Origin of the sequence: Allomuricauda sp. MMSF_3307, from assembly GCF_030733585.1 — a bacterium.
GTDB lineage: Bacteria > Bacteroidota > Bacteroidia > Flavobacteriales > Flavobacteriaceae > Flagellimonas.
Genome location: NZ_JASHIQ010000006.1, coordinates 144473 through 169121 on the forward strand (window position 1 = coordinate 144473; position 24649 = coordinate 169121).

Annotated in this window: 23 protein-coding genes; 12 read left to right on the forward strand and 11 right to left on the reverse strand. The window is 43.3% G+C overall.

The features are described from left to right. Positions 1-138 precede the first annotated feature (138 nt). The 3 genes from eno to RBB12_RS14825 all read left to right on the forward strand — a co-directional run bounded on the left by eno (position 139) and on the right by RBB12_RS14825 (position 4495). A complete protein-coding gene (eno, locus tag RBB12_RS14815) occupies positions 139-1431 on the forward strand; it encodes a phosphopyruvate hydratase (RefSeq protein ID WP_306014505.1) in 1293 nt (430 codons plus the stop codon). 119 nt (positions 1432-1550) lie between these two features. Further along, a complete protein-coding gene (locus RBB12_RS14820) occupies positions 1551-3089 on the forward strand; it encodes a glycogen synthase (protein ID WP_179384465.1) in 1539 nt (512 codons plus the stop codon). Positions 3090-3211: 122 nt separating this feature from the next. Next, positions 3212-4495, forward strand: coding sequence for a citrate synthase (locus RBB12_RS14825; protein ID WP_306014504.1), 1284 nt, complete (start codon positions 3212-3214; stop codon positions 4493-4495). 55 nt (positions 4496-4550) lie between these two features. On the opposite strand, the gene RBB12_RS14830 is transcribed toward RBB12_RS14825, so the two are convergent. Next, positions 4551-5018: a hypothetical protein gene (locus RBB12_RS14830; protein ID WP_306014503.1), complete on the reverse strand. Its 468-nt coding sequence runs from the start codon at positions 5016-5018 to the stop codon at positions 4551-4553. A gap of 283 nt (positions 5019-5301) precedes the next feature. Between RBB12_RS14830 and RBB12_RS14835 the strand changes: the two genes are divergently transcribed. Together RBB12_RS14835 and ctlX are read left to right on the forward strand one after the other, a co-directional pair. Continuing rightward, on the forward strand, positions 5302-6216 hold the full coding sequence (locus tag RBB12_RS14835) for a dimethylarginine dimethylaminohydrolase family protein (protein ID WP_306014502.1): 915 nt from the start codon (positions 5302-5304) through the stop codon (positions 6214-6216). Positions 6217-6298: 82 nt separating this feature from the next. Then, positions 6299-7204 (forward strand): citrulline utilization hydrolase CtlX, encoded by a 906-nt coding sequence (gene ctlX / locus RBB12_RS14840; protein WP_409557911.1) that lies wholly within the window; start codon positions 6299-6301, stop codon positions 7202-7204. Positions 7205-7428: 224 nt separating this feature from the next. On the opposite strand, the gene RBB12_RS14845 is transcribed toward ctlX, so the two are convergent. Then, positions 7429-7638 (reverse strand): hypothetical protein, encoded by a 210-nt coding sequence (locus RBB12_RS14845; RefSeq protein ID WP_293282841.1) that lies wholly within the window; start codon positions 7636-7638, stop codon positions 7429-7431. Between the two features lie 78 nt (positions 7639-7716). Here RBB12_RS14845 and RBB12_RS14850 point away from each other — a divergent pair, with 78 nt between their 5' ends. Continuing rightward, entirely contained in the window at positions 7717-7950 is a 234-nt protein-coding gene (locus RBB12_RS14850) for a helix-turn-helix domain-containing protein (protein ID WP_306014501.1), read from the forward strand. 3 nt (positions 7951-7953) lie between these two features. Here the strand turns inward: RBB12_RS14850 and RBB12_RS14855 are convergent, their stop codons facing one another. The 4 genes from RBB12_RS14855 to RBB12_RS14870 form a co-directional block, all read right to left on the reverse strand. Further along, positions 7954-9459 carry a carboxypeptidase-like regulatory domain-containing protein gene (locus RBB12_RS14855; protein ID WP_306014500.1) on the reverse strand — a complete coding sequence of 502 codons (1506 nt, stop codon included), beginning with the start codon at positions 9457-9459 and terminating at the stop codon, positions 7954-7956. 286 nt (positions 9460-9745) lie between these two features. Continuing rightward, complete coding sequence (locus RBB12_RS14860) at positions 9746-11167, reverse strand: SDR family oxidoreductase (protein WP_306014499.1); 1422 nt, start codon at positions 11165-11167, stop codon at positions 9746-9748. Beyond that, a complete protein-coding gene (locus RBB12_RS14865; RefSeq protein ID WP_127140058.1) occupies positions 11164-11589 on the reverse strand; it encodes a hypothetical protein in 426 nt (141 codons plus the stop codon). Before RBB12_RS14865 ends, RBB12_RS14860 begins: the two co-directional genes overlap by 4 nt. 2 nt (positions 11590-11591) lie before the next feature. Continuing rightward, a complete protein-coding gene (locus RBB12_RS14870) occupies positions 11592-11945 on the reverse strand; it encodes a bleomycin resistance protein (RefSeq protein WP_293287106.1) in 354 nt (117 codons plus the stop codon). 103 nt (positions 11946-12048) lie between these two features. Here RBB12_RS14870 and argS point away from each other — a divergent pair, with 103 nt between their 5' ends. Then, positions 12049-13827, forward strand: coding sequence for an arginine--tRNA ligase (argS, locus tag RBB12_RS14875; RefSeq protein WP_306014498.1), 1779 nt, complete (start codon positions 12049-12051; stop codon positions 13825-13827). 59 nt (positions 13828-13886) lie between these two features. Here the strand turns inward: argS and RBB12_RS14880 are convergent, their stop codons facing one another. Then, a complete protein-coding gene (locus RBB12_RS14880) occupies positions 13887-14615 on the reverse strand; it encodes a bacteriorhodopsin-like (protein WP_293282851.1) in 729 nt (242 codons plus the stop codon). Between the two features lie 124 nt (positions 14616-14739). On the opposite strand from RBB12_RS14880, the gene RBB12_RS14885 reads away from it, so the two are divergent. Further along, entirely contained in the window at positions 14740-15642 is a 903-nt protein-coding gene (locus RBB12_RS14885) for a Brp/Blh family beta-carotene 15,15'-dioxygenase (RefSeq protein ID WP_306014497.1), read from the forward strand. On the opposite strand, the gene RBB12_RS14890 is transcribed toward RBB12_RS14885, so the two are convergent. From RBB12_RS14890 to RBB12_RS14900, 3 genes are all read right to left on the reverse strand, one after another. Continuing rightward, entirely contained in the window at positions 15598-18168 is a 2571-nt protein-coding gene (locus tag RBB12_RS14890) for a carboxypeptidase-like regulatory domain-containing protein (RefSeq protein WP_306014496.1), read from the reverse strand. The genes RBB12_RS14885 and RBB12_RS14890 overlap by 45 nt on opposite strands. Next, a complete protein-coding gene (locus tag RBB12_RS14895; RefSeq protein ID WP_306014495.1) occupies positions 18146-19057 on the reverse strand; it encodes a FecR family protein in 912 nt (303 codons plus the stop codon). Before RBB12_RS14895 ends, RBB12_RS14890 begins: the two co-directional genes overlap by 23 nt. Positions 19058-19133: 76 nt before the next feature. Further along, on the reverse strand, positions 19134-19634 hold the full coding sequence (locus RBB12_RS14900) for an RNA polymerase sigma factor (protein ID WP_293287116.1): 501 nt from the start codon (positions 19632-19634) through the stop codon (positions 19134-19136). Positions 19635-19746: 112 nt separating this feature from the next. Between RBB12_RS14900 and RBB12_RS14905 the strand changes: the two genes are divergently transcribed. The 4 genes from RBB12_RS14905 (at position 19747) to folD (ending at position 24381) form a co-directional block, all read left to right on the forward strand. Next, positions 19747-21513 carry a hypothetical protein gene (locus tag RBB12_RS14905; protein WP_306014494.1) on the forward strand — a complete coding sequence of 589 codons (1767 nt, stop codon included), beginning with the start codon at positions 19747-19749 and terminating at the stop codon, positions 21511-21513. Positions 21514-21560: 47 nt separating this feature from the next. Further along, positions 21561-22037 (forward strand): hypothetical protein, encoded by a 477-nt coding sequence (locus RBB12_RS14910; RefSeq protein WP_293287120.1) that lies wholly within the window; start codon positions 21561-21563, stop codon positions 22035-22037. 105 nt (positions 22038-22142) lie between these two features. Beyond that, on the forward strand, positions 22143-23471 hold the full coding sequence (gene ffh, locus RBB12_RS14915) for a signal recognition particle protein (protein ID WP_306014493.1): 1329 nt from the start codon (positions 22143-22145) through the stop codon (positions 23469-23471). Positions 23472-23505: 34 nt separating this feature from the next. Beyond that, entirely contained in the window at positions 23506-24381 is an 876-nt protein-coding gene (gene folD / locus RBB12_RS14920) for a bifunctional methylenetetrahydrofolate dehydrogenase/methenyltetrahydrofolate cyclohydrolase FolD (RefSeq protein ID WP_306014492.1), read from the forward strand. Between the two features lie 3 nt (positions 24382-24384). Here folD and RBB12_RS14925 read toward each other — a convergent pair whose 3' ends face one another. Beyond that, a complete protein-coding gene (locus tag RBB12_RS14925; RefSeq protein WP_179384449.1) occupies positions 24385-24546 on the reverse strand; it encodes a hypothetical protein in 162 nt (53 codons plus the stop codon). Between the last annotated feature and the right edge of the window lie 103 nt (positions 24547-24649).

Consider the following 24649-nt stretch of genomic DNA (forward strand, 5'->3'; position numbering starts at 1 on the left):
CAAATTTCTTAACAAGCTCTAAAACGTTATAGTTTTATTTTTAAGCAATTAAGTGCGTTTTGTGAGCCATATCTTGAAGTAAAAAACGCGACCTTTTGTATCTTAGCCCAATAATCACAACTAAAACATTGATTTAAAATGAGCATCATTATCAACATTCATGCAAGACAGATATTGGATTCCAGGGGAAATCCAACCGTAGAAGTAGATGTAACAACCGAAAATGGAATAGTGGGAAGGGCTGCGGTACCTTCTGGAGCCTCTACCGGAGAGCATGAAGCCGTTGAGTTACGTGATGGTGGCGCTTCCTTTATGGGTAAAGGTGTTGGCAAAGCAGTCAACAACGTAAATACAATCATAGCCGAAGAATTGATCGGAACTTCGGTATTTGAGCAAAACTATATCGATCAGACCATGATCGAGTTGGATGGTACGCCTAACAAATCAAAATTGGGGGCCAATGCCATTTTGGGCGTTTCCTTGGCCGTGGCCAAAGCCGCCGCCAATGAGTTGGGTATGCCTTTGTACCGATACGTAGGTGGCGTAAGTGCCAATACACTTCCCGTTCCCATGATGAACATTATCAACGGAGGCTCCCACTCGGATGCACCCATTGCGTTCCAAGAATTTATGGTGATGCCGGTAAAGGCAAAAGATTTCAGTCATGCCATGCAAATGGGGACCGAAATCTTTCATAACCTCAAAAAAGTATTGCACGACCGTGGTTTGAGCACGGCAGTAGGGGATGAAGGTGGTTTTGCACCAACCTTGGAAGGTGGTACCGAGGATGCCTTGGATACCATTGCCAAAGCAGTAGAGAAAGCGGGCTATAAATTGGGAGATGATGTAATGATTGCATTGGATTGTGCCTCTGCAGAATTTTATGTGGATGGTGCTTATGATTATACCAAATTCGAAGGCAGTAAAGGAGTGGTAAGGACCTCGGCCGAACAAGCCCAATACCTTGCCGAGCTATGTGAAAAATATCCGATCATTTCCATTGAAGATGGAATGGACGAAAATGACTGGGAAGGATGGAAAATGTTGACCGATAAAATCGGTGATAAAGTTCAGTTGGTAGGGGATGACTTGTTCGTGACCAATGTAGAGCGCTTGTCCCGCGGAATCGAGAACGGGATTGCAAATTCCATTTTGATCAAAGTAAACCAAATCGGCACGTTGACCGAAACCATCGCCGCTGTGAACATGGCGAAGAATGCAGGTTATACCTCTGTAATGTCGCACCGATCTGGAGAAACTGAGGACAACACTATCGCCGATTTGGCCGTAGCATTGAACACTGGACAGATAAAAACCGGTTCCGCTTCAAGGAGCGACCGGATGGCCAAGTACAACCAATTGCTCAGAATTGAGGAAGAGTTGGGAGATATTGCCTACTACCCTCAGGAAAAAGCTTTTAAGGTGAAATAAGCATAACGATTATTTAGCATATAAAAAGCCTTTTCCATTTGGGAAAGGCTTTTTTTTGTTTCAATAACAAACTTTGGTTAAATTAAGGGTTCACTAATCTACGATTCAAATTCTCCCGCATGAATAACTTTCTTTTTGTCGCCGCCGAAAACGATGCTTTGGACAACTGCAAAGCAGGTGGCATGGGCGATGTAGTTCGCGATGTACCGAGGCAAATCTCTGAACGGGGCGATAAGGTACACGTTGTGGTACCAGCCTACTCCCGATTGCATCATGGGGGATTGCCCAGGACCACGTTGAACTTTACGCTACGTGGTTTGACTTATACTGCAGAACTATATGAGGTGAAGCCCAAGAAGGAATTTCCAAATATCTTTCATTATGTATTGCATCATCCAGAAATAGAAGCGGGCGACATTGCACACATCTACCACAACGATCCAGAAGAGCCATTCTATACGGACGCCATCAAATACTTTATATTTTGTACTGCCGTGGCTGAAGCTATCAAACAAGGTGCTTTTGGAGAAGTGGATATTGTTCACTTGCACGATTGGCACGCGAGCTTGTTGTTGTTTTTGAGGGAATATCATCCTGAATATACCAATTTAAAGGACATCCGGATTGTGTATAGCATTCACAACCTCGCCATTCAGGGTATTCGCCCGTTCGATGGTAACTATTCCTCCGTAAGGAATTGGTTCCCCAATGTGCCTTTGGACTATCAAAAGTTGATGGACCACAGGTATCAGGATTGTATCAACCTTATGGCCGTGGGCATCCGCTTTGCCGATGCCGTTCACACCGTATCGCCATCATACAAAGAGGATGTTCTGAAACCGAGTTCCCCGCCAGAGTTTATCGGGGGAGAGGCTTTGGAAAAGGATTTACAGAAAGCGGACGAGGAAGGCCGTTTGTTCGGTATTTTGAATGGCTGCAACTACAAGAACATCAATAAGGAAAAGAAGGGCAATATTTATCGAAACACGGTAAAGGCACTTTTTATGTGGTTGCAGGAAGAGTCCAAAAAGTACAAAGCGGATTTCTTGGCCCATACTGGTGAAAAGATTATGGCCTTTGTGGACGAACGCCCCAAATTTATTGCTTCCAGTGTTGCACGATTAACGGAGCAGAAGTTTTACTTTTTTATGCGATCGCCAGAGGCCTTTGTGGAAATTTTGAAGCGACTCGAAAAAGTGGATGGCATCTTTATGTTATTGGGTACGGGCGCACCGGAGTATGAGGAGCTTTTTAGAAAATTGAGCTACCAGCACAAGAACTTTATCTTTACCAATGGCCAATCCGAAAAATTGATCGATTCGATGTATTTGGAATCCGATCTTTACTTTATGCCCAGCTTGTTTGAGCCTTGTGGTATTAGTCAAATGTTGGCCATGAGAAATGGAAATCCATGCTTGGTGCACCATACGGGAGGATTAAAGGATACCGTGGAGCACATGAAAACAGGTTTTAGTTTTGATGGCGACACTTATGATGAGAAAATTACCAATATGCTGGAAACCTTCGACGTGGCCTTGGATGTTTTTGCCAACGACAAGCCAACTTGGAAAAAAATACAGGCCGCCGCACGAAGAAAACGGTTTACTTGGCAGAAGTCCGTGGACGAATATTACAAGTTGCTCTACCAACTGGATTAGCAATTGGCAAACCACTTCTTTTTGAGTGTTAAGAAGAACACAAATACCTATCGGGAATTGTTAATGGTCGTGCTTTTTCGTAATTTTAACATTCTATTTTTACTAATCTATTAAAATATAAAATGTCGGATAAAGCTATACTCGAATATGGGGGGAAAAGGTATGAATTCCCCGTTATTAAAGGTACTGAAGATGAATTGGCCATAGATATCAAAACCTTGAGGGCCGAAACAGGAATGGTGACGATTGATCCCGGTTATAAGAACACGGGTTCTTGCGAAAGTGCCATTACCTTTCTGAACGGAGAGAAGGGAGTTTTGAGGTATCGCGGATATTCCATTGAAGACTTAGCGGAAAAGGCCGACTTTTTGGAAGTAGCATATCTTTTGATATTTGGTGAGCTGCCAAACAAGGAGCAGCTCGAAAAATTCCATAGTGACATCAAGGAAGAGTCCCAAGTGGACGAAGAAATGAAAAAGATATTGGATGGCTTTCCAAAATCGGCGCATCCTATGGGCGTACTTTCTTCCTTGACCAGTGCTTTGGTAGCCTTTAACCCATCCTCTGTGGATGTGTCTTCAGAATCTGCCATGTACAATTCCATTGTACGCATTCTGGCCAAATTTCCAGTATTGGTGGCTTGGACAATGCGTAAGAAAAAGGGACTTCCATTGGATTATGGGGATGATAACCTTGGGTACGTGGAGAATATCCACAAGATGATGTTCAAAAGACCAAATCAAGAATACAAACGCGACCCTATTGCCATCAATGCATTGGATAAATTGCTGATTCTTCATGCAGACCATGAACAGAACTGTTCCACTTCCACAGTACGTATCGTTGGCTCTTCGCATGCAGGACTTTTTGCATCCCTTTCAGCGGGTATCTCCGCACTTTGGGGACCACTTCACGGAGGAGCAAACCAAGCAGTACTTGAAATGTTGGAAGCCATTGAAGCCGATGGTGGCGACACCAAAAAATATATGGCCAAGGCCAAGGATAAGGATGATCCATTCCGCTTGATGGGCTTTGGACACCGGGTATACAAAAACTTTGATCCAAGGGCCAAAATCATTAAAAGGTCCGCCGACGAAGTGTTGGGCAATCTAGGTATCCAAGATCCGATTTTGGACATCGCCAAAGGATTGGAAAAAGAAGCATTGGAAGACAGCTATTTTGTAGATAGAAAGTTATATCCCAACGTGGATTTCTACTCTGGAATCATTTATCGTGCCTTGGGAATTCCCACAGAAATGTTCACCGTAATGTTCGCTTTGGGAAGACTGCCAGGTTGGATCGCACAATGGAGGGAAATGCGCTTGCGCAAGGAACCGATTGGAAGACCAAGACAGGTCTACATTGGGGAAAACCTAAGAAGTTTCACTCCATTGGAAAAAAGGTAAGACTTGGGACGAATAAAATGAAAAGGGGCAGTTTGCCCCTTTTTTTAGCTCAAAGTTATAGCTTGCCTATCATGTTTTGGTTAAGGTGTTTGTCTCTTTCCAAGCACATGCGCATAATTTCATAATGGTAGTGTTTCTGGATAGGTGAAACATCTTCATCCATAACCGCACTTTTGGCATTTTGGAAGGTTTTATGGATAAAATCATGGGCATCCACCGTGCTCAGGTTTTTAAGGGTGGAATCCAAGGAGGCCCCATATTTTTTAGCGGATTGACTTACCTTCTTGTAATCCCATGCCACATGTTGATCGGTCAATTGATGCGTGTACAGGCCAAAACCCTCTGGAAGGTCTTCTTCTGTAATGCAATCATCATATTTTGCGGAGTAGACCGATTCGATGGGAGCTTTTGGGCCGGTTTTGGAGATAAAATTAAAATGCTCCATATTTGAAATGGCATTAATGCTGCCCATTACAATAAACACACTCGCCAACAAAACAAATGTAAGCACTAATTTTTTCATAAGTAGGAAAAATCTTATTACAAAAGTAGTAATTAAAAGATATCATCAAACTGATATTTGTCAGTTTTTTGATAAACACGCACATTTTAACTATTTGGATAACACGAATTTCCCTTAAGATTACATTCCCTTGTTTTACGTTTAAAAAGGTTAATAAATCAATGTATTTTCTGCAATGTAGCAATGGTAAAATTGTTGTAAAACACTAGATTTGCCACAGAATTGTTAGGGATATCATCCCAAATCGCAAATGTCGATAGTTTCGACTTTAAAAGACCTCAATATGTTGGATTTGAACATAGTAGATGAAACCAGTAGATTAAAGGCCGTAATCTTGGGCACAGCCGAGAGCAATGGCCCAGTGCCCACTATTGAGGAAGCTTATGACCCTAAATCCATTGAGCACATCAAGGCAGGTACCTACCCAAAAGAGGCCGATATGATCAAGGAAATGGAGGCCTTTGCAAACGTATTCCAAAAGTATGGGGTAAAGGTGTACCGTCCAGAGGTGCTACAAGACTGCAATCAGATATTTACCCGAGATATTGCCTTTGTTATAGAGGATAAACTCTTTCATGCCAATATTTTGCCTGATAGGGAAAGGGAATTCGAGGCCATTCATGAGGTTTTGGATATGATAGCACCGGAAAAAATCGTGCGTCCCCCCGAGGAGGTTCATATTGAAGGTGGCGATGTTATGCCATGGAACGACCATATTTTTATAGGGACATACACTAAACCTGATTATGCCAGCTATATTACCGCCCGCACCAATCAAGCAGCGGTAGAGTTTATCCGTGATATGTTTCCGCATAAAACGGTAAAATCCTTTGAGCTTCGTAAATCCAATACCGACCCCAGGGAAAATGCACTCCATCTAGACTGCTGTTTTCAACCTGTGGGGACCAATAAGGCCATTCTTCATAAAAATGGTTTTTTGGTGGAGGAAGAATATCAGTATTTGGTCGATTACTTCGGTCCTGAAAACATTTTTGAAATCGATAAGGAAGAAATGTATCAAATGTTCAGCAATGTGTTTTCCATTTCACCCGAAGTGGTGGTATCCGAAAAAAGCTTTACAAGGCTGAACAACTGGCTCCGTGACCAAGGGTTCACTGTAGAGGAAATACCCTATGCCGAAATTGCCAAACAAGAAGGCTTGCTGCGTTGCAGTACCATGCCATTGATCAGAGCATAAATCTAAACCCAATTTTCTGCTGCCACAGGAATTATCAAAAAAAGTCAACGTCTTGAAAAAACAGATTACCAATACCATTTTAATGGTGCGCCCGGTGAATTTTAGAATGAACGAGCAGACGGCCGTCAATAACTATTTTCAGGAGGATCCCCATTTAAAGAATGCCGAAATCAACAAAAAGGCACAGGATGAATTCGACCAATTTGTAAAGGTTCTTCGGGAGCATGGTGTACATGTGATTACCATTAGCGACAATTTGGAGCGGGATACCCCTGATTCCATTTTTCCGAACAATTGGGTGTCATTTCATCAAAACGGGACCGTATGCGTGTACCCTATGTTTGCCGAGAACAGAAGGAAGGAGCGTCGGGAGGACATATTTGAATTGCTGGAGGACAACGGTTTCCAAATCGATAATATTATGGACTACACGGCCGCCGAAGACGAAGGTGTATTCTTGGAAGGCACCGGAAGCATTTTAATGGACCGGGTGCACCAAAAGGCCTACTGTGCCCTTTCCGAACGTGCCAATGAGGACCTTTTTATCGAGTTTTGCGAGGATTTTGATTGCTTTCCGGTCATCTTTCACGCCAACCAAACTGTGGAGGATAAGCGTTTGCCGATTTACCACACCAATGTGATGATGGCCATGGCCGAAACCTTTGCGGTAATCTGTTTGGATTCCATCGATGATAAAAAGGAACGAAAGAATGTGGTGGATCACCTCAAAATGGACGGTAAGGAAGTCATTAGGATTACAGAGGAGCAAATGTGCCACTTTGCGGGCAATATGTTGCAGGTAATCGGTGCCAACGACCAACGTTTTATGGTGATGAGCACCCATGCGTACAACAGTTTATCGGATGCGCAGATCAAAACCATTGAAAAGCATTGCGGCATTATCCACAGTCCTTTGGATACTATCGAAACCTGTGGAGGTGGCAGTGCCCGATGTATGATGGCGGAGGTGTTTTTGCCCAAGGCGTAAGTTTCGTCATGCTGAACTTGTTTCAGCATCTCATTGCTTTACATGGCAATCTGTATTAAGCAGGAATTGCAAAATTTCTCAGCTGTCAGGTCGAGTGTTCCAAATGAAGTTTGGAATGTATCGAGACCCTTTTGTTTATAAAAATCGATTCTCGATACAGCTCGCCATGGCTCGCCACTCGAATTGACGATTTTTTGGGGAATATATATCTCAACAACCTAGATTTATTTAGAAAGTTGAGTAGATTCTTGTTTCCTCAACCCAACTACAATTCCTCTAAGCGCAGCTACTACCTCCTGAACTTCTCTCTGCTCAAAAGAACCTTCCTCCAGATAAAATAGCATTTCAATTCCATAATCTAGAGTTTTTGCCAACTCTTCTGGGGAGCCATACGTATCTTCAATCCAATTTATTAAAACCTCAGGATGTACCATAACAATCTTAAACTTGCCATATATGGCATTAACAATGGTAAATATAAACCTTTTCTTGACTTGTCAAATATGGCAAGTATGGAAAAAACGGAAGTTTTAAGGAAAATCGGTGAAAATGTCAAAAAAGCCCGACTTGAAAAAGGTTATACACAGGTTGACTTGGTTGGCAAAATTGAGGCCAAAATTGATACTACGAATATTTCCAGAATAGAAAAGGGGAGAACAAATGCCACTATTCACACGCTTTACCGAATTAGCCAAGCTTTGGAAGTACCCTTATCTAACCTCTGCAATCTAAAATCTAACATCTAGAATCTACTCTTCCTCCGCCGTAAACCCACGTATGGCTTGGTTGGGCTCCATGATGGTATAGCCTTCCCAAAACTCGGGATTGTAGCGGGGCATATAGGTGGCACGAACGGTCTTGTCCTCGGTAAAGTTGTTAAAGTCGTTTTGGGCAATCTCGTTTTGGTTGAACACCACCAATTCCCACTTGGAAGTGATGTTCATCCGAAAGTCAATGTTCAGTTTGAGTTCGTTCTGTTTGCGGCGCCCCTTTACGTGCTTGTTTTTTTCTACGACTTTTAGGGGCCGGTCCACACCAAAATATTTACCATCGGCCAATTCCATAAACTGGAGATCGTACCGGCCATTGGGCAATTTGGCAAAGCGCATGGTTCCCTTGTACACGTTTTCCCGATAGGTAATACCCAACAATCTAAAGTTGCGCAGGCGTTGGGTATTTGTAAAATCCATTCGAATCACGGCAAAATCCTCAATGTTGATGAAGAGGCGACCTTTAAAATCGGCACTGCTCCGTCTGGGCCAAAAATCCACCACGTAAACCCCTGCATCGCCCATTTCGGCATAACCGGAAAGTTTAAAATCGTAACGTCGAGTCTTGTCCACAAGGTCCAATTTGGTGTCCTCTTGGAAATAGAGTTGCCCTAGAAGCTCCTTGAACTGCCAGCGTTGACTATCCACGAGCCCCGAAACACTGTCTTTTTCCATTTGGGCCTTTACCTTTTTCATTTGGTCGATGCGTTCATCGTCCATGGTATCCAAAATGGAATCCACTTGGATTTTTTCACTAAAAATGCCCGACTTTATTTTGAGATAGGACCCCTGTTTTACGTTTTGAACAAAGATGTCCTCCATGTGTTCGGCCAGATCCTCGAAAGAGCCAACCTCTCGTTTATCGTACAAATCGGCGGCTTTGATGATGTCAACTTTGTAGTCCGTATTGTGTTTGTAGAGGTCGCCAAAACTCTCGGTATAGTGCGAAGCATTTTTGGGTATGCTGTGCGATATGCTATCCATCAATTCCTTGTTCAGCTCTTTTATGGATGATTTTTCAAACCCAAAATCGACTTTCTCCATGTTGGCAAATTCAGCCTTGCGAAGAAAAAATCGCTGTTTTACGGGAGTTTTGTTCACATTGTTGGGGATGTTTTCAATCATCTTTTCAATGATATCGTCCACCTCTAGTTCCTTGTCAAAAACATAAACTCCGCTAAGCTCAATGGCTTTGGGGTCAAGCTGAAGCAAAGTGTCCTGCAACTGCTCCAAGGTGAATCCCTTTTTGCCGTATCCCATGGAAGTGATGTAAATGGAATCGAGCGTAGCCTCTTTCAAAACAAAACTGAAACGGCCTTCCTCGTTGGTGATTACCCCGAGTTGCTCACCATATTGCACCGTAGCGTAGGGAATTCCTTTTTGGGTCTTGGCATCGACCAAACGGGAACTTATGGTCTGTGCGGAAAGCGGGATACCAATCAATACAACTATACATGTGGTGAAAAATGACTTTGAAATTGACATGTTTGCTCTTTGGGTTTCAATGATAAGACACCTTTTTGGGGCAAAAGGTTGCCTATGGTTAGACGAATTTGGACCAATTTTGTGACAAAGTGCGAAGAAAAAAGCATTTCCCGATTGGGCTTAATAGTATTTTAACAGCGTTGGAGTCGGGAGTCGGGAGTTAGCGGGTGATTGTCATTTCGAGCGCAGACGAGAAATCTCATGCCAAGAAATGATGACCAACAAATGAAAATATCTCGACTGCGCTCGATGTGACAGCTGTTGACTTATTCAATAAAAAAAAATCTTACACTTTTGCAATATTCTTGATCATGTTGCCAAAGATGAAGAGGTGGAACGGCAATACGGAATACCAGTACAATCTGCCCCATAATCCTCTAGGACGAAAGGTGGCGGTTTGATACAGCTTGCCATCGGCAATCTTGAACTCCAACCAAGCTTCTCCCGGCGTTTTCATTTCGGCGAAAAGTAGCAACCGTTTTGTTTTTTTATCGGCCAATAACACCCGCCAAAAGTCCAATGCGTCACCGGGGAAAATTCGGTCTGGATGGGTGCGTCCCCTTCTCAGTCCGGGACCGCCCACCAATTTGTCCAAAAACCCACGGAACTTCCAGAGCCAGTTGCCATAATACCAACCCGTTTCCCCACCAATGCGCCAAATGTTTTCCAAAACGGCCTGCTCATTTTTGATGGGAACCGACTTCTTGTCTTGCAAGACCCCATATTTGGGTACTTGGATATATTTTTCGAGGTCTTCCTGAATCTGTCCGCTGGCAATGCTATCCTTCCAACTGCTAATGACAAGGTTTTGCTCTATTTTTTTGAAGGCCATATCAATGGCTTCTTCGTAACTGTGGGTTTCCAGGCCCAGCATTTGCTGCAAACGATTATCCTCGGCAACGACTTCCATCTTCATGCTATCCACAAGGTTAACGGCTAATTTGTAGGAGGTAGAGGTCACAAAATACAGCCAATAGGACGATAACTTCGGGGTCATTACGGGAACGGTAAAAATCCAATTTTTAAAGCCCCGAACTTTGGCATATCCGTGAAGCATGTCTTTATAAGTAATCACATCCGGCCCACCAATATCAAAGGATTGCCCAAAAGTTTTTTGATTGCCCAAAACCCCTGTAAGAAATTGGATAACGTCTCGAATGGCAATGGGTTGGGTTTTGGTAAGTACCCATTTGGGTGTTATCATTACTGGTAGTTTTTCGCAGAGATCACGGATAATCTCAAAGGACGAACTCCCTGACCCAACTATGATGCCCGCTCGAAGCACGGTCAATTCAAAATCACCTTTATAGAGAATCTCCTCTACGTTTTTACGCGAGCTCAAGTGCTTGGAAAGTTCCTTGTCGTTCACAATGCCGCTCAGGTAAATCACCTGTTTGCATTGCGTACCTTCCAACAGGGTATTGAAGTTTTTCGCCGCTTGGGCCTCTTTTTCATCAAAATCCGATACGGAGGAGGTCATGGAATGTATCAGATAATAGGCGGCATCAATGTTTTTCGGGATGTTTTGGTTTGCCGGGTCTTCCAAAAAATCAATTTCAACAACCTCTATTTGGGAACGAACCTTGGCATCTACTGAAAGTCGTTTTTCATCGCGGACGGCACAGATGACCTCGTGCCCCATATCCAAAAGCTTGGGCAATAGCCGCATTCCGATATAGCCATTGGCCCCGGTCAACAATATTTTCATAGGTCTTCGATGTTGGTGGGTAGGTTGTCCGCTCGGTAATCCAGTAGTTTTTTAAAGAATTTTTGAACGGCCTTGGTATCGGAACGTACTTTGATGAAGTATTGGTCCATATAAATGGAGTAGATGGCCATGTCGCCTTTGTATACGTTCAATTTGTAATAGGGGATGATGAGTCCGTAGGTTTCCAAGCGGGATCGAAACCGGACAATGATGCCATTGGGACGCAGCTCAACGTTGCAAGAGTTGGTATTGCTGTCCAAAATGAGCAGATTGTAGATATCCAGACTTGCTTCGGTAATGAACAATTTTGGGGAACCGATACCGCCCATGGCAAAGCGCTCCCTTATGGGAATCGGCTTGCCAACGGCTTCGTCTATTTTTTTGGTGATTTTCTTATCGTTGTAGGATACGTTCAATAGCATATTTAAAGATTTTGACCGAACCTGATCAGGTTACCGTCGTTGTCTAGCACCGAAAACTCGCGTACGCCCCAAGGTTTGTCCTCCAATGGTCCGTTGGGATGGATTACTTCGGCTTCTTGCAGTTCTTTGTAAAGCGAATCAACATTCCTAACGTAGATGTAACAACTGGTATTTTCGGGAAAGATTTTGTCGTCACATTTCCAAAAATGGATTTCTACTTGATCACGACCTATCACGGCATAGTTTTCATCCACCCAGCCTGATTTGTCGAACCCCATTTTTTCCTTGTAAAAAGCAACGGTTTTTGGAATGTCCAACGAAGCCAAAACCGGAGCTGCTCGATGCAAATGTTCCATAGCATGTTTTTTTAAAAATACAATTTTTAAATAGGCAACGCCAATCCAAATAGCATGAAAAGCCCAAAAAATACGTAGTTTTGCGCCCTGAAAAGCCTATGAGATGAGTTTGCAGAACGATTTGACCCAAAAAGTGATCGAGGCGGTAAAACAACTATATCAAGTTGAGCTGCCCACGGTGGAATTTCAACCTACCCGAAAGGATTTTGAGGGAGATATTACAGTGGTGGTGTTTCCTATGTTACGGCACGTAAAAGGTAATCCGGTTCAAATTGGGACCGAAATCGGAAAATATCTGGAAGCCAATGTGGACGAAGTGTCCAAATGCAATGTGGTGCAGGGCTTTTTGAACATTGTAATCGAGGATAGCTACTATCTTGATTTCTTCAATTCAATTTCCAACGAAACTGATTTTGGCTACGTAAAATCGCAATCTGATGATGCGGTGATGGTGGAATATTCATCACCCAACACCAATAAACCATTACACTTAGGGCATATCCGAAACAATTTGTTGGGCTATTCGGTAGCCGAAATATTAAAAGCCTCGGGTAAGAAAGTATACAAGACCCAGATCATCAACGACCGAGGCATCCATATCTGCAAGAGCATGTTGGCCTGGCAGAAGTTCGGCGATGGTGAAACTCCGGAATCTTCGGGTCTTAAGGGCGACCATTTGGTGGGAAAATATTATGTGGCTTTCGATCAGGCCTACAAAGAGGAGATAGCTCAACTTGTCGATGCAGGGACACCAAAGGAGCAGGCCGAAAAAGAAGCCCCCATTTTGTTGGAGACACAGGAAATGCTCCGAAAATGGGAAGCGGGCGATGAGAGCGTAGTTTCCCTTTGGAAAAAAATGAACGGTTGGGTGTACGATGGTTTTGCCACGACCTACAAAAATTTGGGTGTTGATTTTGATACGCTCTATTACGAAAGCGATACCTATTTATTGGGTCGTGATGTAGTAAAGGATGGCCTTGAACGTGGTGTTTTCTTTAAAAAAGAGGATGGCAGTGTTTGGATAGACCTAACCGATGAAGGCCTCGATGAGAAAATTGTACTACGTTCCGATGGTACCGCAGTGTACATGACACAGGATATTGGTACCGCGATTCAGCGGGTGACCGATTTCCCGGATATCAACGGTATGGTGTACACCGTGGGCAATGAGCAGGATTACCATTTTAAGGTATTGTTCCTTATCCTGAAAAAGCTAGGGTATTCTTGGGCGGAGCAATTGTACCATTTGAGTTATGGTATGGTGGACTTGCCCAGTGGTAAGATGAAGAGTAGGGAAGGTACCGTAGTGGATGCGGACGACCTCATAAAAAATATGGAGGATACTGCGGAATCCATTTCCCAAGAACTGGGCAAGTTGGACGGATATTCCGAAACGGAGAAAAAAGAGTTATACCGAACCATAGGTTTGGGTGCCCTTAAATACTACATCCTTAAGGTGGATCCCAAAAAACGGATTCTTTTCAACCCTGAAGAATCGGTGGATTTCCAAGGGAATACCGGCCCGTTTATTCAGTATACATACGCCAGAATTCAATCTATTTTACGCAAAGCAAAGGGTGTCGGGTCGAGCGCAGTCGAGACCTCAATGAACTTACACGAAAAGGAAAAGGAACTATTGAAACTGCTGCAATTGTTTCCGGAAACGGTACAGCTGTCCGCTGAAAACTTTAGTCCCGCCTTGATTGCCAATTACACATATGATTTGGTGAAAGAGTTCAACTCGTTTTACCAGCAGGTTTCCATTTTGGGCGAAACGGAGGAGCAGAAGAAGGATTTTCGGGTTCAGCTCTCCAAAAAAGTAGGGGAGGTGATTCAATCCGCGTTTCGATTGTTGGGGATTGACGTTCCCGAAAGAATGTAAAAAAAATGGCCATGTTTTGCATGGCCATTTCTTCTAAGTTTAAGTAAAATGATATCGGATTAAGCCTTTTCGTTGGCGATCACCGCCAAATTATAAACTACAAGGCCAAACCCAATTTTGTTAATGGCATCTCCGATGTTGTAAATAACGTCCATGGATAGTCCATTGAAAATCCCATCGTACCATCCTGGAGTACCTGCCATGTAACCAATCGGATAAATGGCCCAACCTACCAATACGAACCAGCACAGTGTTCTGTGGGCGGAAAGTACAGCGCCTCCAGCTTCTCTTGCCAATTTGTTGGCGCCTCCCAGCCAAATTTCATAAACGATGACAAAGTAGGCGATACCGGAAATAAGACCCCAAATCTGTGCTTGGTCACGGTAAACGGTCTCTCCTAGGTAACCTGTAACCAGCATGATTACGGATAGCGCGATCAATTTCCACATCAACGCTTTCTTGGCCCCAGCTACTTTTAGGATCAAATAAAACTCAACACACATTAGGGGAACTGTCAGAATCCAGTCCACATAACGGAAAAAGGTGGGCGATTCACCATTGGCTGCCCAATAATCACGCATGTACCAATAGTGCACTGCAGCAATGAACGTAATCAATCCTGAGACTAAAATGGAAGTTCTCCATTTACGATCAAAATTGTTCATTGACAAAAAGAAGAAGGCCGACGCGGCCATCATGGCCATACACCCAACAAAGAAGGTGAAGCCAACGTAATCGTTGGTAGCAATTTTAGCCACCATGGGTAACGAAGTAATTAAACTTTCCATAATACAATTATTTTTTGTTTAACTAAAAGTATAAAAAATTAAACAATATATTTATATTTTTGTATAACTTTTTTTGTGAATAATTAAACAAAGAGTATTGGATATTATCAGAATAACAAGTTTTTTGCTGGTAGCAACCTTTTTTGGATTATGGCTATCGGTATATTTACCCTTGGAATTGGAGCTGCTGTTGTCCTTTTTACTTATTGGCACCTTTGGGATATTGCATGGTGCAAATGACATTGGTATACTGACCAGCTATTTTCAAAAAAGAGGGGCCAATATCCCAAAAACGGGCATGACCATGCTTTATATTATAATGATAGCATCCATCTGCGCCGTATTTTATTTTTTCCCCACCATTGCCCTAATGCTCTTTATCCTGTTTAGCAGCTATCATTTTGGGGAACAGCATTGGAATACCACCTTGACCGGAAACTTTAAAGGCAAGTCGTTGTTTTATCTACTTTATGGTGGCCTGATTTTATTTATGCTGTTCCATGCGCACCGCGAACAAGTGGTCCAGATAGTATTGGATATTACCGGACGGGATGTTCCCACGCGGGTAATTGGTCAACTATTTCTTTGGATGGGGATAGGGGTTGGCTTGTTTTTCCTGTATTTCGCCTATGCCAGGTTAAGGACCTATTCCATTTTACTGGAGTTGTTCCTATTGGCAGTTTTTTATGTTGTCTTCAATACGGCTTCCTTGTTGCTGGCCTTTTGCATCTATTTTGTGGTTTGGCACAGCATTCCCTCTTTAATGGATCAGATGAAATTTCTTTATGGGGAAGTGAGCTGGAAATCGTTCTACCGTTATTTCAAGAGCAGCTACCTCTATTGGTTGGCTTCTTTGCTAGGAACTTTAATCTTATACCTTTTATTAAGGAACACTGAGGAAACTTTGGTCCCCGGTTTGATTTGCTTTTTGGCCTCGATTACGGTTCCCCATGTGTTGGTGATGACAAAAATTGAGGAGTACCTAAAAGCTCACCCTGAAACTGATGTTGGGAGTAATGCCCAATGAAAAATTTTCAATGGTTTCGATTTCATCGTCCTCATTCACCCGATAATATTTATTGAGGCTGTTTCTTCGGTCCGTAAAATTTAAGATGGATAAGCCCGCATTGGCCTTGATGTTCCTAGCAAGCTGAAAATGGTAAATGGCTGAGGCATCCGCCCTAAAATAGTCGGGCAAACGGCTATTGTTCGGGGACTGGAAATTGATGCGGGGCGGCACAAAGTCATCATTTAGGCCCTCATCCCCCTCAACGGGTTCCGTAAAGGGTTTGCCGGTCCTATAATTGAGTCCAATACTTAACTTTAAATCTTTATAGGTATAGGTGCTGGCAAGGGTTATGGTGTGTCGAATATCCAAATTGTTGGGGAAAGTTGGAGGTGTTATGGAATCGAAAGTGTAATCGTTTTCATTGTAGGCATAGGTGAACCAAGTACTGTAATTGTCCCCTTTTTTGTTGATGAGCAATTCAACTCCTTTTACATCATAGCTGCCGATCTCCCCGGCAAATTGATTGGGATTTTGGAAACCTTGGGTGTTCGTGCTGATGCCGTCCACATGTTTGTAAAATCCTTCAACGCCGATATAAAGGTTATTTTTTTCGTAATTGAATCCAACTGAGCCCTGTTTACTGGTGGTAACGGGCAAAGAATTGTCGTTGGAAAGTATCCACCTGCGTTTTTCAATTCCTAAAAAGTTTTGCTCCAAATCAATGATCTGGTTAGTGGTCTGGCTTTTGAATTCACCCAAAACCTCAGCCCTAAGATAGTTGGCCAGTTTAAAATTGAGGTTGAGTCTGGGTTCGATAATCACTTTTTTAAAGGTGTTCAAGTTCTCGATAAAGTTGACCCTGGCCCCGAGACCACCTATAAACTTGTTGCCCGGTGAACTGTAGTTGAGTTCCGAATAGGGAGCGTGGGTTCGTATGACTCCTTTTATTTCACTGATAAAATTAGGCTCATTGATTACGGTGGCATTGGTAATTCCCGTTTCGATATATTGGTAACCATTGCTCCAGCTCCATCCATCGGTAATAAGATATCTGGTGTCCAGTTTTAGTGCGTTTTCCGTTACTTGGTTGTTCTGGAACAATTGCTGTACTTGGTTGGCAAAAATGTTCTCCGCATCCAGATCATACTTGGAATAGTAGATATTGAGGTGGGAGGAAAATCTTTCGGTCCAGCTACTTGTCAATTGCCCACCCACCGAAATGTTATCCTGTTTCAACAGACTGATGTTCGTTTCGTTGAGGGACACGTTGGTTTCTTCAAACCTTAAATTGTTTTTGATTTGGATGGCACTGAGGCTAATTTTATGGTCCGGATTCAGGTCGTAAATAATCTTTCCTGAAAAGTCATAAAAGAAAAAATCCTCGTCACGGGTAAACTCATCCTCTACCGTGTTGTTGTTCTGCAAGGTAATCTCACTATCCTGAAAGGCCCTATTGATAAATTGCTTGTAGGTTGGAGTACTCAAAAAATCGGTAGCCGAACGTCTTGCGGCGAACTGTACCCCCAATTTTTGGGTTATTGGGATTTCGGCATAAATATCACCACTTATCAAGTTGAAGCCACCTCCACCTTTAAAGGTTTGGGGCACGGTATTGCCGGTTTCCATTTGGATCACACTGCTTACCCCATCCCCAAAAATGGCAGGGGTTCCGTTTTTGTAAACGGTCACCCTATCCGTTTGATATGGATTGAAGGCGGAAATCAACCCAAAAAAATGACCGGATTGGTACATTTTGATGCCGTTCCACAGTACGAGGTTCTGGTCGTTGGTTCCTCCGCGAACATTGATGTCGGAGACGGTCTCATCAATACTTTTGATGCCTGGCAATGCCTGTACGGTTTGAAGGATGTCCGGTTCGATCAAGCCGGGCAAGATACCAAACTCCGCCGTGTTCAGTGAGATGCTCGCATCACTCTCCTTTATAATTCCAGAGGTAAGATACTTGTACACAAATACCTCGTCCAACTCTTCGTAACGCGGTGACAACAGGATTTTAGGACATCCCCCTTGCTGGATGAGCGCTTCAACATTGATGTATTTGGTATCATAGCCCAAGTATCGAATCCTTAGGGAAGCATCACGGGATACGTTTTCCAAACGGAATGAGCCATCGGAATCGGTAACAATGGCGACATTGAAGCCCATCACCTCCACCGTGGCACCTATGACGGTATTTTCAGCAAAATTATCCAGTACCACACCACAAAGATTGACCCGATTATTTTTGGAAAGGGCGTAATATCGATCATTCAATTTTTCGGGGATGATCCGGAATTTATCCTGGATATATGTTAGAATATCAGTAAGGGAACTGAGGTTTTCGGGAATCTTGATGGTATAGCCTTCCAAATCTTCGTTCAAGTAGGAAAATTTAATATCAAAACGGTCCTCCAAGGTTTGAATGTACGAAACAAGGGAAACGGAAGACTCTTGTTTTTCTTGGGCCTGCAAGTAAATGCCGCCCATAAAAAACAGGAAAACCAGTATGGTGCCTATATTTTTATTGAGGTGTGTTCCCAGCATAAAAAAGTACATTGTCTCCTTCTACCTTATAACGAGTTTGGGAGGGGGTACTTATACTTTTTAACGCCATATTCAGGTCGGTGTTGTTGAAAGATCCGGTAAATAGTAAATCGGTATTGATGTTTTCCGTGTTGACCTGCACATCAAATTGCCTTTCCAACTCGGCAAATACATATTTCAGGGGAATGCTTTCAAAGCTACTTTCGTTGTTCATCCAAGAAGGTTGGGTTCCTTTGGGAGTTCCTGTAACTTGCTTTCCATTGATGACCACATAGGAGTTACCAGCAGGCAACTTTATTTCTTTGCCATTGTGGGTAACACTTACCAAGCCCTCATAACAGGTCACCTCAAAGATTCCTTTCCTGTTTTCTACGTTGAATTGGGTTCCCAACACGGTTACGGTGCCCTGTTCTGTGGAAACCGTGAATTTTTTTCCTTTGGCCACCTTAAAAAAGGCTTCCCCGTCCAATTTGATGTTTCTTTGATTATCCCAATTCTTTTCGCTGTAGGAAATACGGGAATCCGCATTCAAAAACAGTTCGGAATTGTCGGGAAGGATAACTTCGGAACGTTCGGCAAAACCAGTAGTGACCTTTTCGTTCAAGGAGTTGATATAAAAGTAGGAACCGGTAAGTAGTATAGCAATAACGGCAGCCACCCGGAGGAATTTCCTGAAGGGATTCAAGGAAATGACCTTGGGTGCCTTGGCCATGTGCTCTTCCTTAAATCGGAGCAAGGCTTGGTCCACATCAAAATCGGGAGCCTGCAAACCGCTGGAAGCTTCCTTTAGTTTTTGAAAGGACGAATATGCTTCGGAAGTTTCAAATTCCCGAAGCTCCTGCTCTGAGAGCTCTCCATTCAACCATTTTGCCAAATAATTTTCTTGCATGGGTCTTATGCTTTACGTTATGATAACAACTACCTATTAAAATACCCTACCTTACCACCTTAAAAATAATCACCTGCTATATTCCGTCTATATGTTCCCGCAAACTTTTAAGGGCCAAATGCATTCTTTTTTCAATGGCTTTTACACTTACCCCTTCCATTTCGGCGATTTCCGCATATTTTTTTCCATCGATACGGTTGAGCAAAAAAGTGGTACGCTGATTTTCTGGAAGGGCATGTAGTGCATCGTCCAGTTTTTTCTGGTATTCCTTTTCCTCCATTAAAAATTCGGGCGACTCGTTGGTACGGTCCCTAACAAGGCTGTCCGCATGTTTAAGCCTTACCTTTTCCGCTTTGATTACATTTAGGTACAGATTGTTGGCCACGGTGTAAACAAAGGATTTGGCTTTTTCTGGACTTACCTTGGCACAATTCTCCCATAACTTTACAAAGGCTTCTTGAACGGCATCATGGGCCTTTTCTTCGTTCCCAAATTTGTAAAATATATAATTAAAGACCGTTTTGGAATGGGCCTTGAACACTTCACTGAAAATATGGTCCTCGCAGACGTTGCTCATAGCGGGAAAATTGTTTGTTGGTCAAATATATTTGAAAAATTTAAAGAAAAAGTAGGGTTTTTTGGAAGAGGGTTGTTTTAAGGTTGAATTATAACCCCAAAATTCATTCGTTATGAAAAAGTTGACAAACAACTTATTGCGTACATTACTTGCAATCCTTGTTCTTGGTTTTACGGCCTGCCAAGAAGAATATGAAGAAGTAGGCGGAGGGACACAAAGTGAGACCATTTCCGCCAGCTCCGCTACCGCCGATTTGATCCAGAAGACCTCTTCCAATGACGGTTCTTATGACAATATTGTGGATGGTGCCAGCTGCTTCGCTGTACAATTTCCATATATCGTAAATGTGAACGGAGTGGAAATAACCATCGATTCCAGGGAAGATTTGGATTTGATCGAAGAAATCTTTGATGAATTGGACGACGACGATGATATTCTTGATATCTTCTTCCCCATTACCATCACCCTTTCCGATTTCAGTGAAATCACCATAGAAAATCAAGATCAATTGGAGCAGTATGCCCGTGAGTGTCTTGAAGGAGGTGACGATGACGATATTGAATGTATCGATTTTGTATACCCAATTACACTCTTCACCTTTGGTGTGGACAACCAACAGTCAGGTCAAGTGAACATTGAGAGCGATCGCGATATGAAGCGATTCTTTGACGAACTGGATGATGATGATTTGATCAGCATCGAATTTCCCATTACCCTTATTAAGTTTGACGGAACCCAAGTGGTGATCGAAAATAACGCAGCCTTGGCCGCAGCCCTTGAAATGGCTAAGAACCAGTGCGACGAAGATGACGACGATGATTATAACGACGACGACTTTACAGAATCCGAGTTGGACGAACTGCTACTGGAATGCCCATTGCAGGTGAGGCAGGTCATCCGAAACAGTGTGGACAATACAGAACAGTACATTGAGCGTCTGTTGACCTTCTCCGCGGATGGTACAGTTTACTTCACCACCTTTACCGCAGATGAAATTATGGGATCATGGAGCACTAGTACCACCGAAAATGGTGTAATGCTGAGCCTTGACTTTGAAGATTTCCCAGATTTCACCATCGATGCCATCGTATACGAATTGGATGATGACAGAATCAAACTTTATCAAGACGATGGGAACAAAATCATATTGAAAGAAAGATGTGATTTGGAGGATTCCAATCCAATCGACAGGGAGGCTTTTATAGCTCTGCTCAACGAATGTAAATGGATTATTAAGGAAGTGGAGAACCAAGGTGAGGAAATTGAAAGACTCTTGGGATACGAATTTGAATTTGCCGCTGGTGGCGCTGTAACCTTGAGCAACGGGGTAGATACCAAACAAGGTACCTGGGAAACTGGTTTGAACAGTCAGTTGCAACTTTCCCTAATGATTACCATTGGAGACGAACCCGGAGTGAGCTTTGAATGGCCCATTCGTAAAATGCTACAGTCCCGATTGGAGTTTGAAATCGATGATACTGACCATGAAATGGTATTGTTGAAAGAGTGTAACGATAGTGCTGACGATGGCGATGTGGTCGAAATCAGAGGAATTGCCTTGGACGGACCATGGAATGTGGCCCTTTACAAAGAAGGCAGTACCGATATGACGGCTTCTTTCGCAGGAATGGACTTTAATTTTGGTGAAATGCACCAAGTTGAGGTCTCCATCAACGCCGACCCACAGGCCACAGGTCTTTGGAGAGTGCTTAGGGATTCCGAAGAAGGACTAAAGTTCTTTATCAACTTTGACACCATGGACGACCTATCGGAATTGACAGACGACTGGAAGGTAGTTTCCATAACTTCCACCCGTATCGAGCTAACGGATGAGAGTGGCGATGGAACTATTGATACCCTGGTATTCGAAAAACCATAAACCCGGCATAAAACGAGAACACTAAATTTTTATTCAATCACTTTTATATGAAAACCTCAATTTTAAAACTGACAACGGTACTATTGTTCATGATTTTTGTGAGCTGCGAAAACAATAACGATGATGATGTCCTTACCAACATATCGGCAGCCCAGGTCACTGAACTTACAGGAATAGCCGCAAGTGGGTCATGGACCATTACCTATTATTTCGATGATAAGGATGAAACGGACCATTTTAATGGCTACACCTTTACCTTTAATAACGATGGCACATTAGTGGCTAGCAACGGTACCACTGATATCAATGGCACGTGGTCCATTTCCGATTCCGACGATGATGGGGATGATGACAGTCCAGATGATAGTGATGTGGATTTCAATATTGCTTTTAGTGCACCGGCCGATTTTGCCGATTTGACAGACGATTGGGATATAGTCAAATACTCTGCAGTGAGAATCGAATTGATCGATGAAAGTGGAGGAAACGGCGGAACCGACAAATTGGTTTTCGAAAAGAATTAAATATTTTTCCCCAATCTTTTTTCAAAAGAAGGACGGCTCTCCCCAAAGCCGTCCTTTTTCTATTGGATTATTCTTAAATTTGTCCCTCTTTAAAACAAAGAACTTATGTTCGATAATTTAAGCGAAAAGTTAGATAAGGCATTACACGTCCTCAAAGGTCACGGACAAATTACCGAAATCAATGTGGCAGAGACCCTTAAGGAAGTTCGACGAGCTTTGCTGGATGCCGATGTCAATTTTAAGATAGCCAAGGAGTTTACCAATACGGTCAAAGAGAAGGCACTGGGACAAAATGTACTGTCTTCCCTTCAACCTGGCCAGCTTATGGTCAAATTGGTGAAGGATGAGCTTACCGAATTGATGGGTGGCGAAGCCGAGGGAATAGACCTTTCCGGTAACCCATCCGTAATCCTAATGTCCGGTTTACAGGGGTCGGGTAAAACCACTTTTTCCGGTAAACTTGCCAACTACCTCAAGAATAAGAAAACCAAAAAGCCGCTGTTGGTGGCCTGTGATGTTTACCGTCCCGCTGCGATAGACCAGTTGCATGTGGTTGGGGAGCAGATAGGAGTGGAGGTCTACTCCGATCGCGACAACAACGACCCCGTGGCCATTGCCAAGGCAGGTATAGCCCATGCCAAAACCAAGGGTTGCAATGTGGTAATCATCGATACCGCAGGTCGATTGGCTGTGGATGAGCAGATGATGACCGAGATATCCAACATCCACAAGGCCATACAACCACAGGAAACCCTGTTCGTGGTGGACTCCATGACAGGTCAGGATGCCGTTAACACGGCCAAGGCCTTTAACGATGTCTTGAATTTTGATGGGGTCATCCTTACCAAATTGGACGGTGATACCCGTGGTGGAGCCGCTATTTCCATCAAATCCGTGGTGGACAAGCCCATCAAATTTATCGGTACGGGTGAAAAAATGGAGGCCATCGATGTATTCCATCCCTCGCGTATGGCCGACCGTATCCTCGGAATGGGCGATGTGGTTTCCCTAGTGGAGCGTGCCCAAGAACAGTTCGATGAGGAACAAGCGCGCAAAATCCAGAAGAAAATAGCCAAAAATAAGTTCGGTTTTGATGATTTCCTGAGCCAAATTCAGCAAATCAAAAAAATGGGGAACATGAAAGATTTGATGGGCATGATTCCCGGAGCGGGAAAGGCCCTCAAAGGATTGGATATTGATGATGACGCATTCAAACATATCGAGGCCATTATCCATTCCATGACCCCCGAAGAACGTTCCACTCCGGCCATGCTTAATGCCAGCCGTAAAAAACGAATAGCCGCAGGTAGCGGAACCTCCATTCAAGAAGTAAACCAATTGCTCAAACAGTTCAACCAAATGAGCAAGATGATGAAGATGATGCAAGGGGGCGGAGGCAAGAAGATGATGCAGATGATGCAGAACATGAGATAACCCTTTTCAGCATAACAAACCAACACAGCAACCCATGGAAATCCTCGACGGAAAGAAAATATCAAACCAAATCAAAGAAGAAATCACCGTTGAGGTGGCCCAAATGAAAGAGCGGGGCGAAAAAGTCCCCCATTTGGCCGCGGTGCTGGTGGGTAACGATGGTGCAAGCCTCACCTACGTAGGCAGTAAAGTACGTTCCTGTAAAAAGATAGGGTTTGAGTCCACCATGATTCATCTTCCGGAAGAGACTACAGAAGAAGAGTTGCTAAAGCAAGTGAACCAATTGAACAACGACCCTGCAATCGATGGGTATATTGTGCAATTGCCCCTGCCCAAACATATTGATGAAGAAAAAGTATTGATGGCCGTTGATCCCGACAAGGATGTTGATGGATTCCACCCTATGAATTTCGGAAAAATGGCCTTGGATATGGAAACCTTCATTTCAGCAACTCCGTTTGGCATCATGGAATTGTTGAAGCGCTATAAGGTGGATACCGAAGGCAAGCATACCGTTGTAATCGGGAGAAGCCATATTGTTGGTAGGCCCATCAGTATTTTGATGAGCCAAAAAGGAAACCCAGGGAATTCCACAGTGACACTTGCCCATAGTAGGACCAAAAACCTTAAAGAGTTGACACTTCAGGCTGATATTGTTATCTCTGCCCTAGGAGTTCCCAAGTTTTTAAAAGCGGATATGGTCAAGGAAGGGGTAACCATCATTGACGTTGGAATTACCCGTGTGCCGGATGATACCAAAGAAAAGGGATACTACATCACCGGTGATGTGGATTATGAAGAAGTGAGCAAAAAGGCGTCCTACATCACACCCGTGCCCGGCGGAGTAGGCCCTATGACCATTGCCATGTTGCTCAAGAACACCTTGCTCGCACGAGAGCGTCACTCATAAGGTTTAGTTTACCTTTTCCTGTTCCACTTCAGTTTTTAAAGGCGTTGTTTGTTGCTCCTCTTCGGGATTGATGTACTCGAATTCGGTGTCACCCTCGTCATTGGTGCAACTCGATACGGCCATGGCCGAAAAAATAAGGGTGACCAAAAGTAAAATTGTCTTCATACGGATAAGATTTGGGTTCGACTTTATGTTCTAATCGATACACTTATAACGAATTAGGATCAAAATTCTTGTTTTTGTGTTCAAAATATCGATAACTTACTTC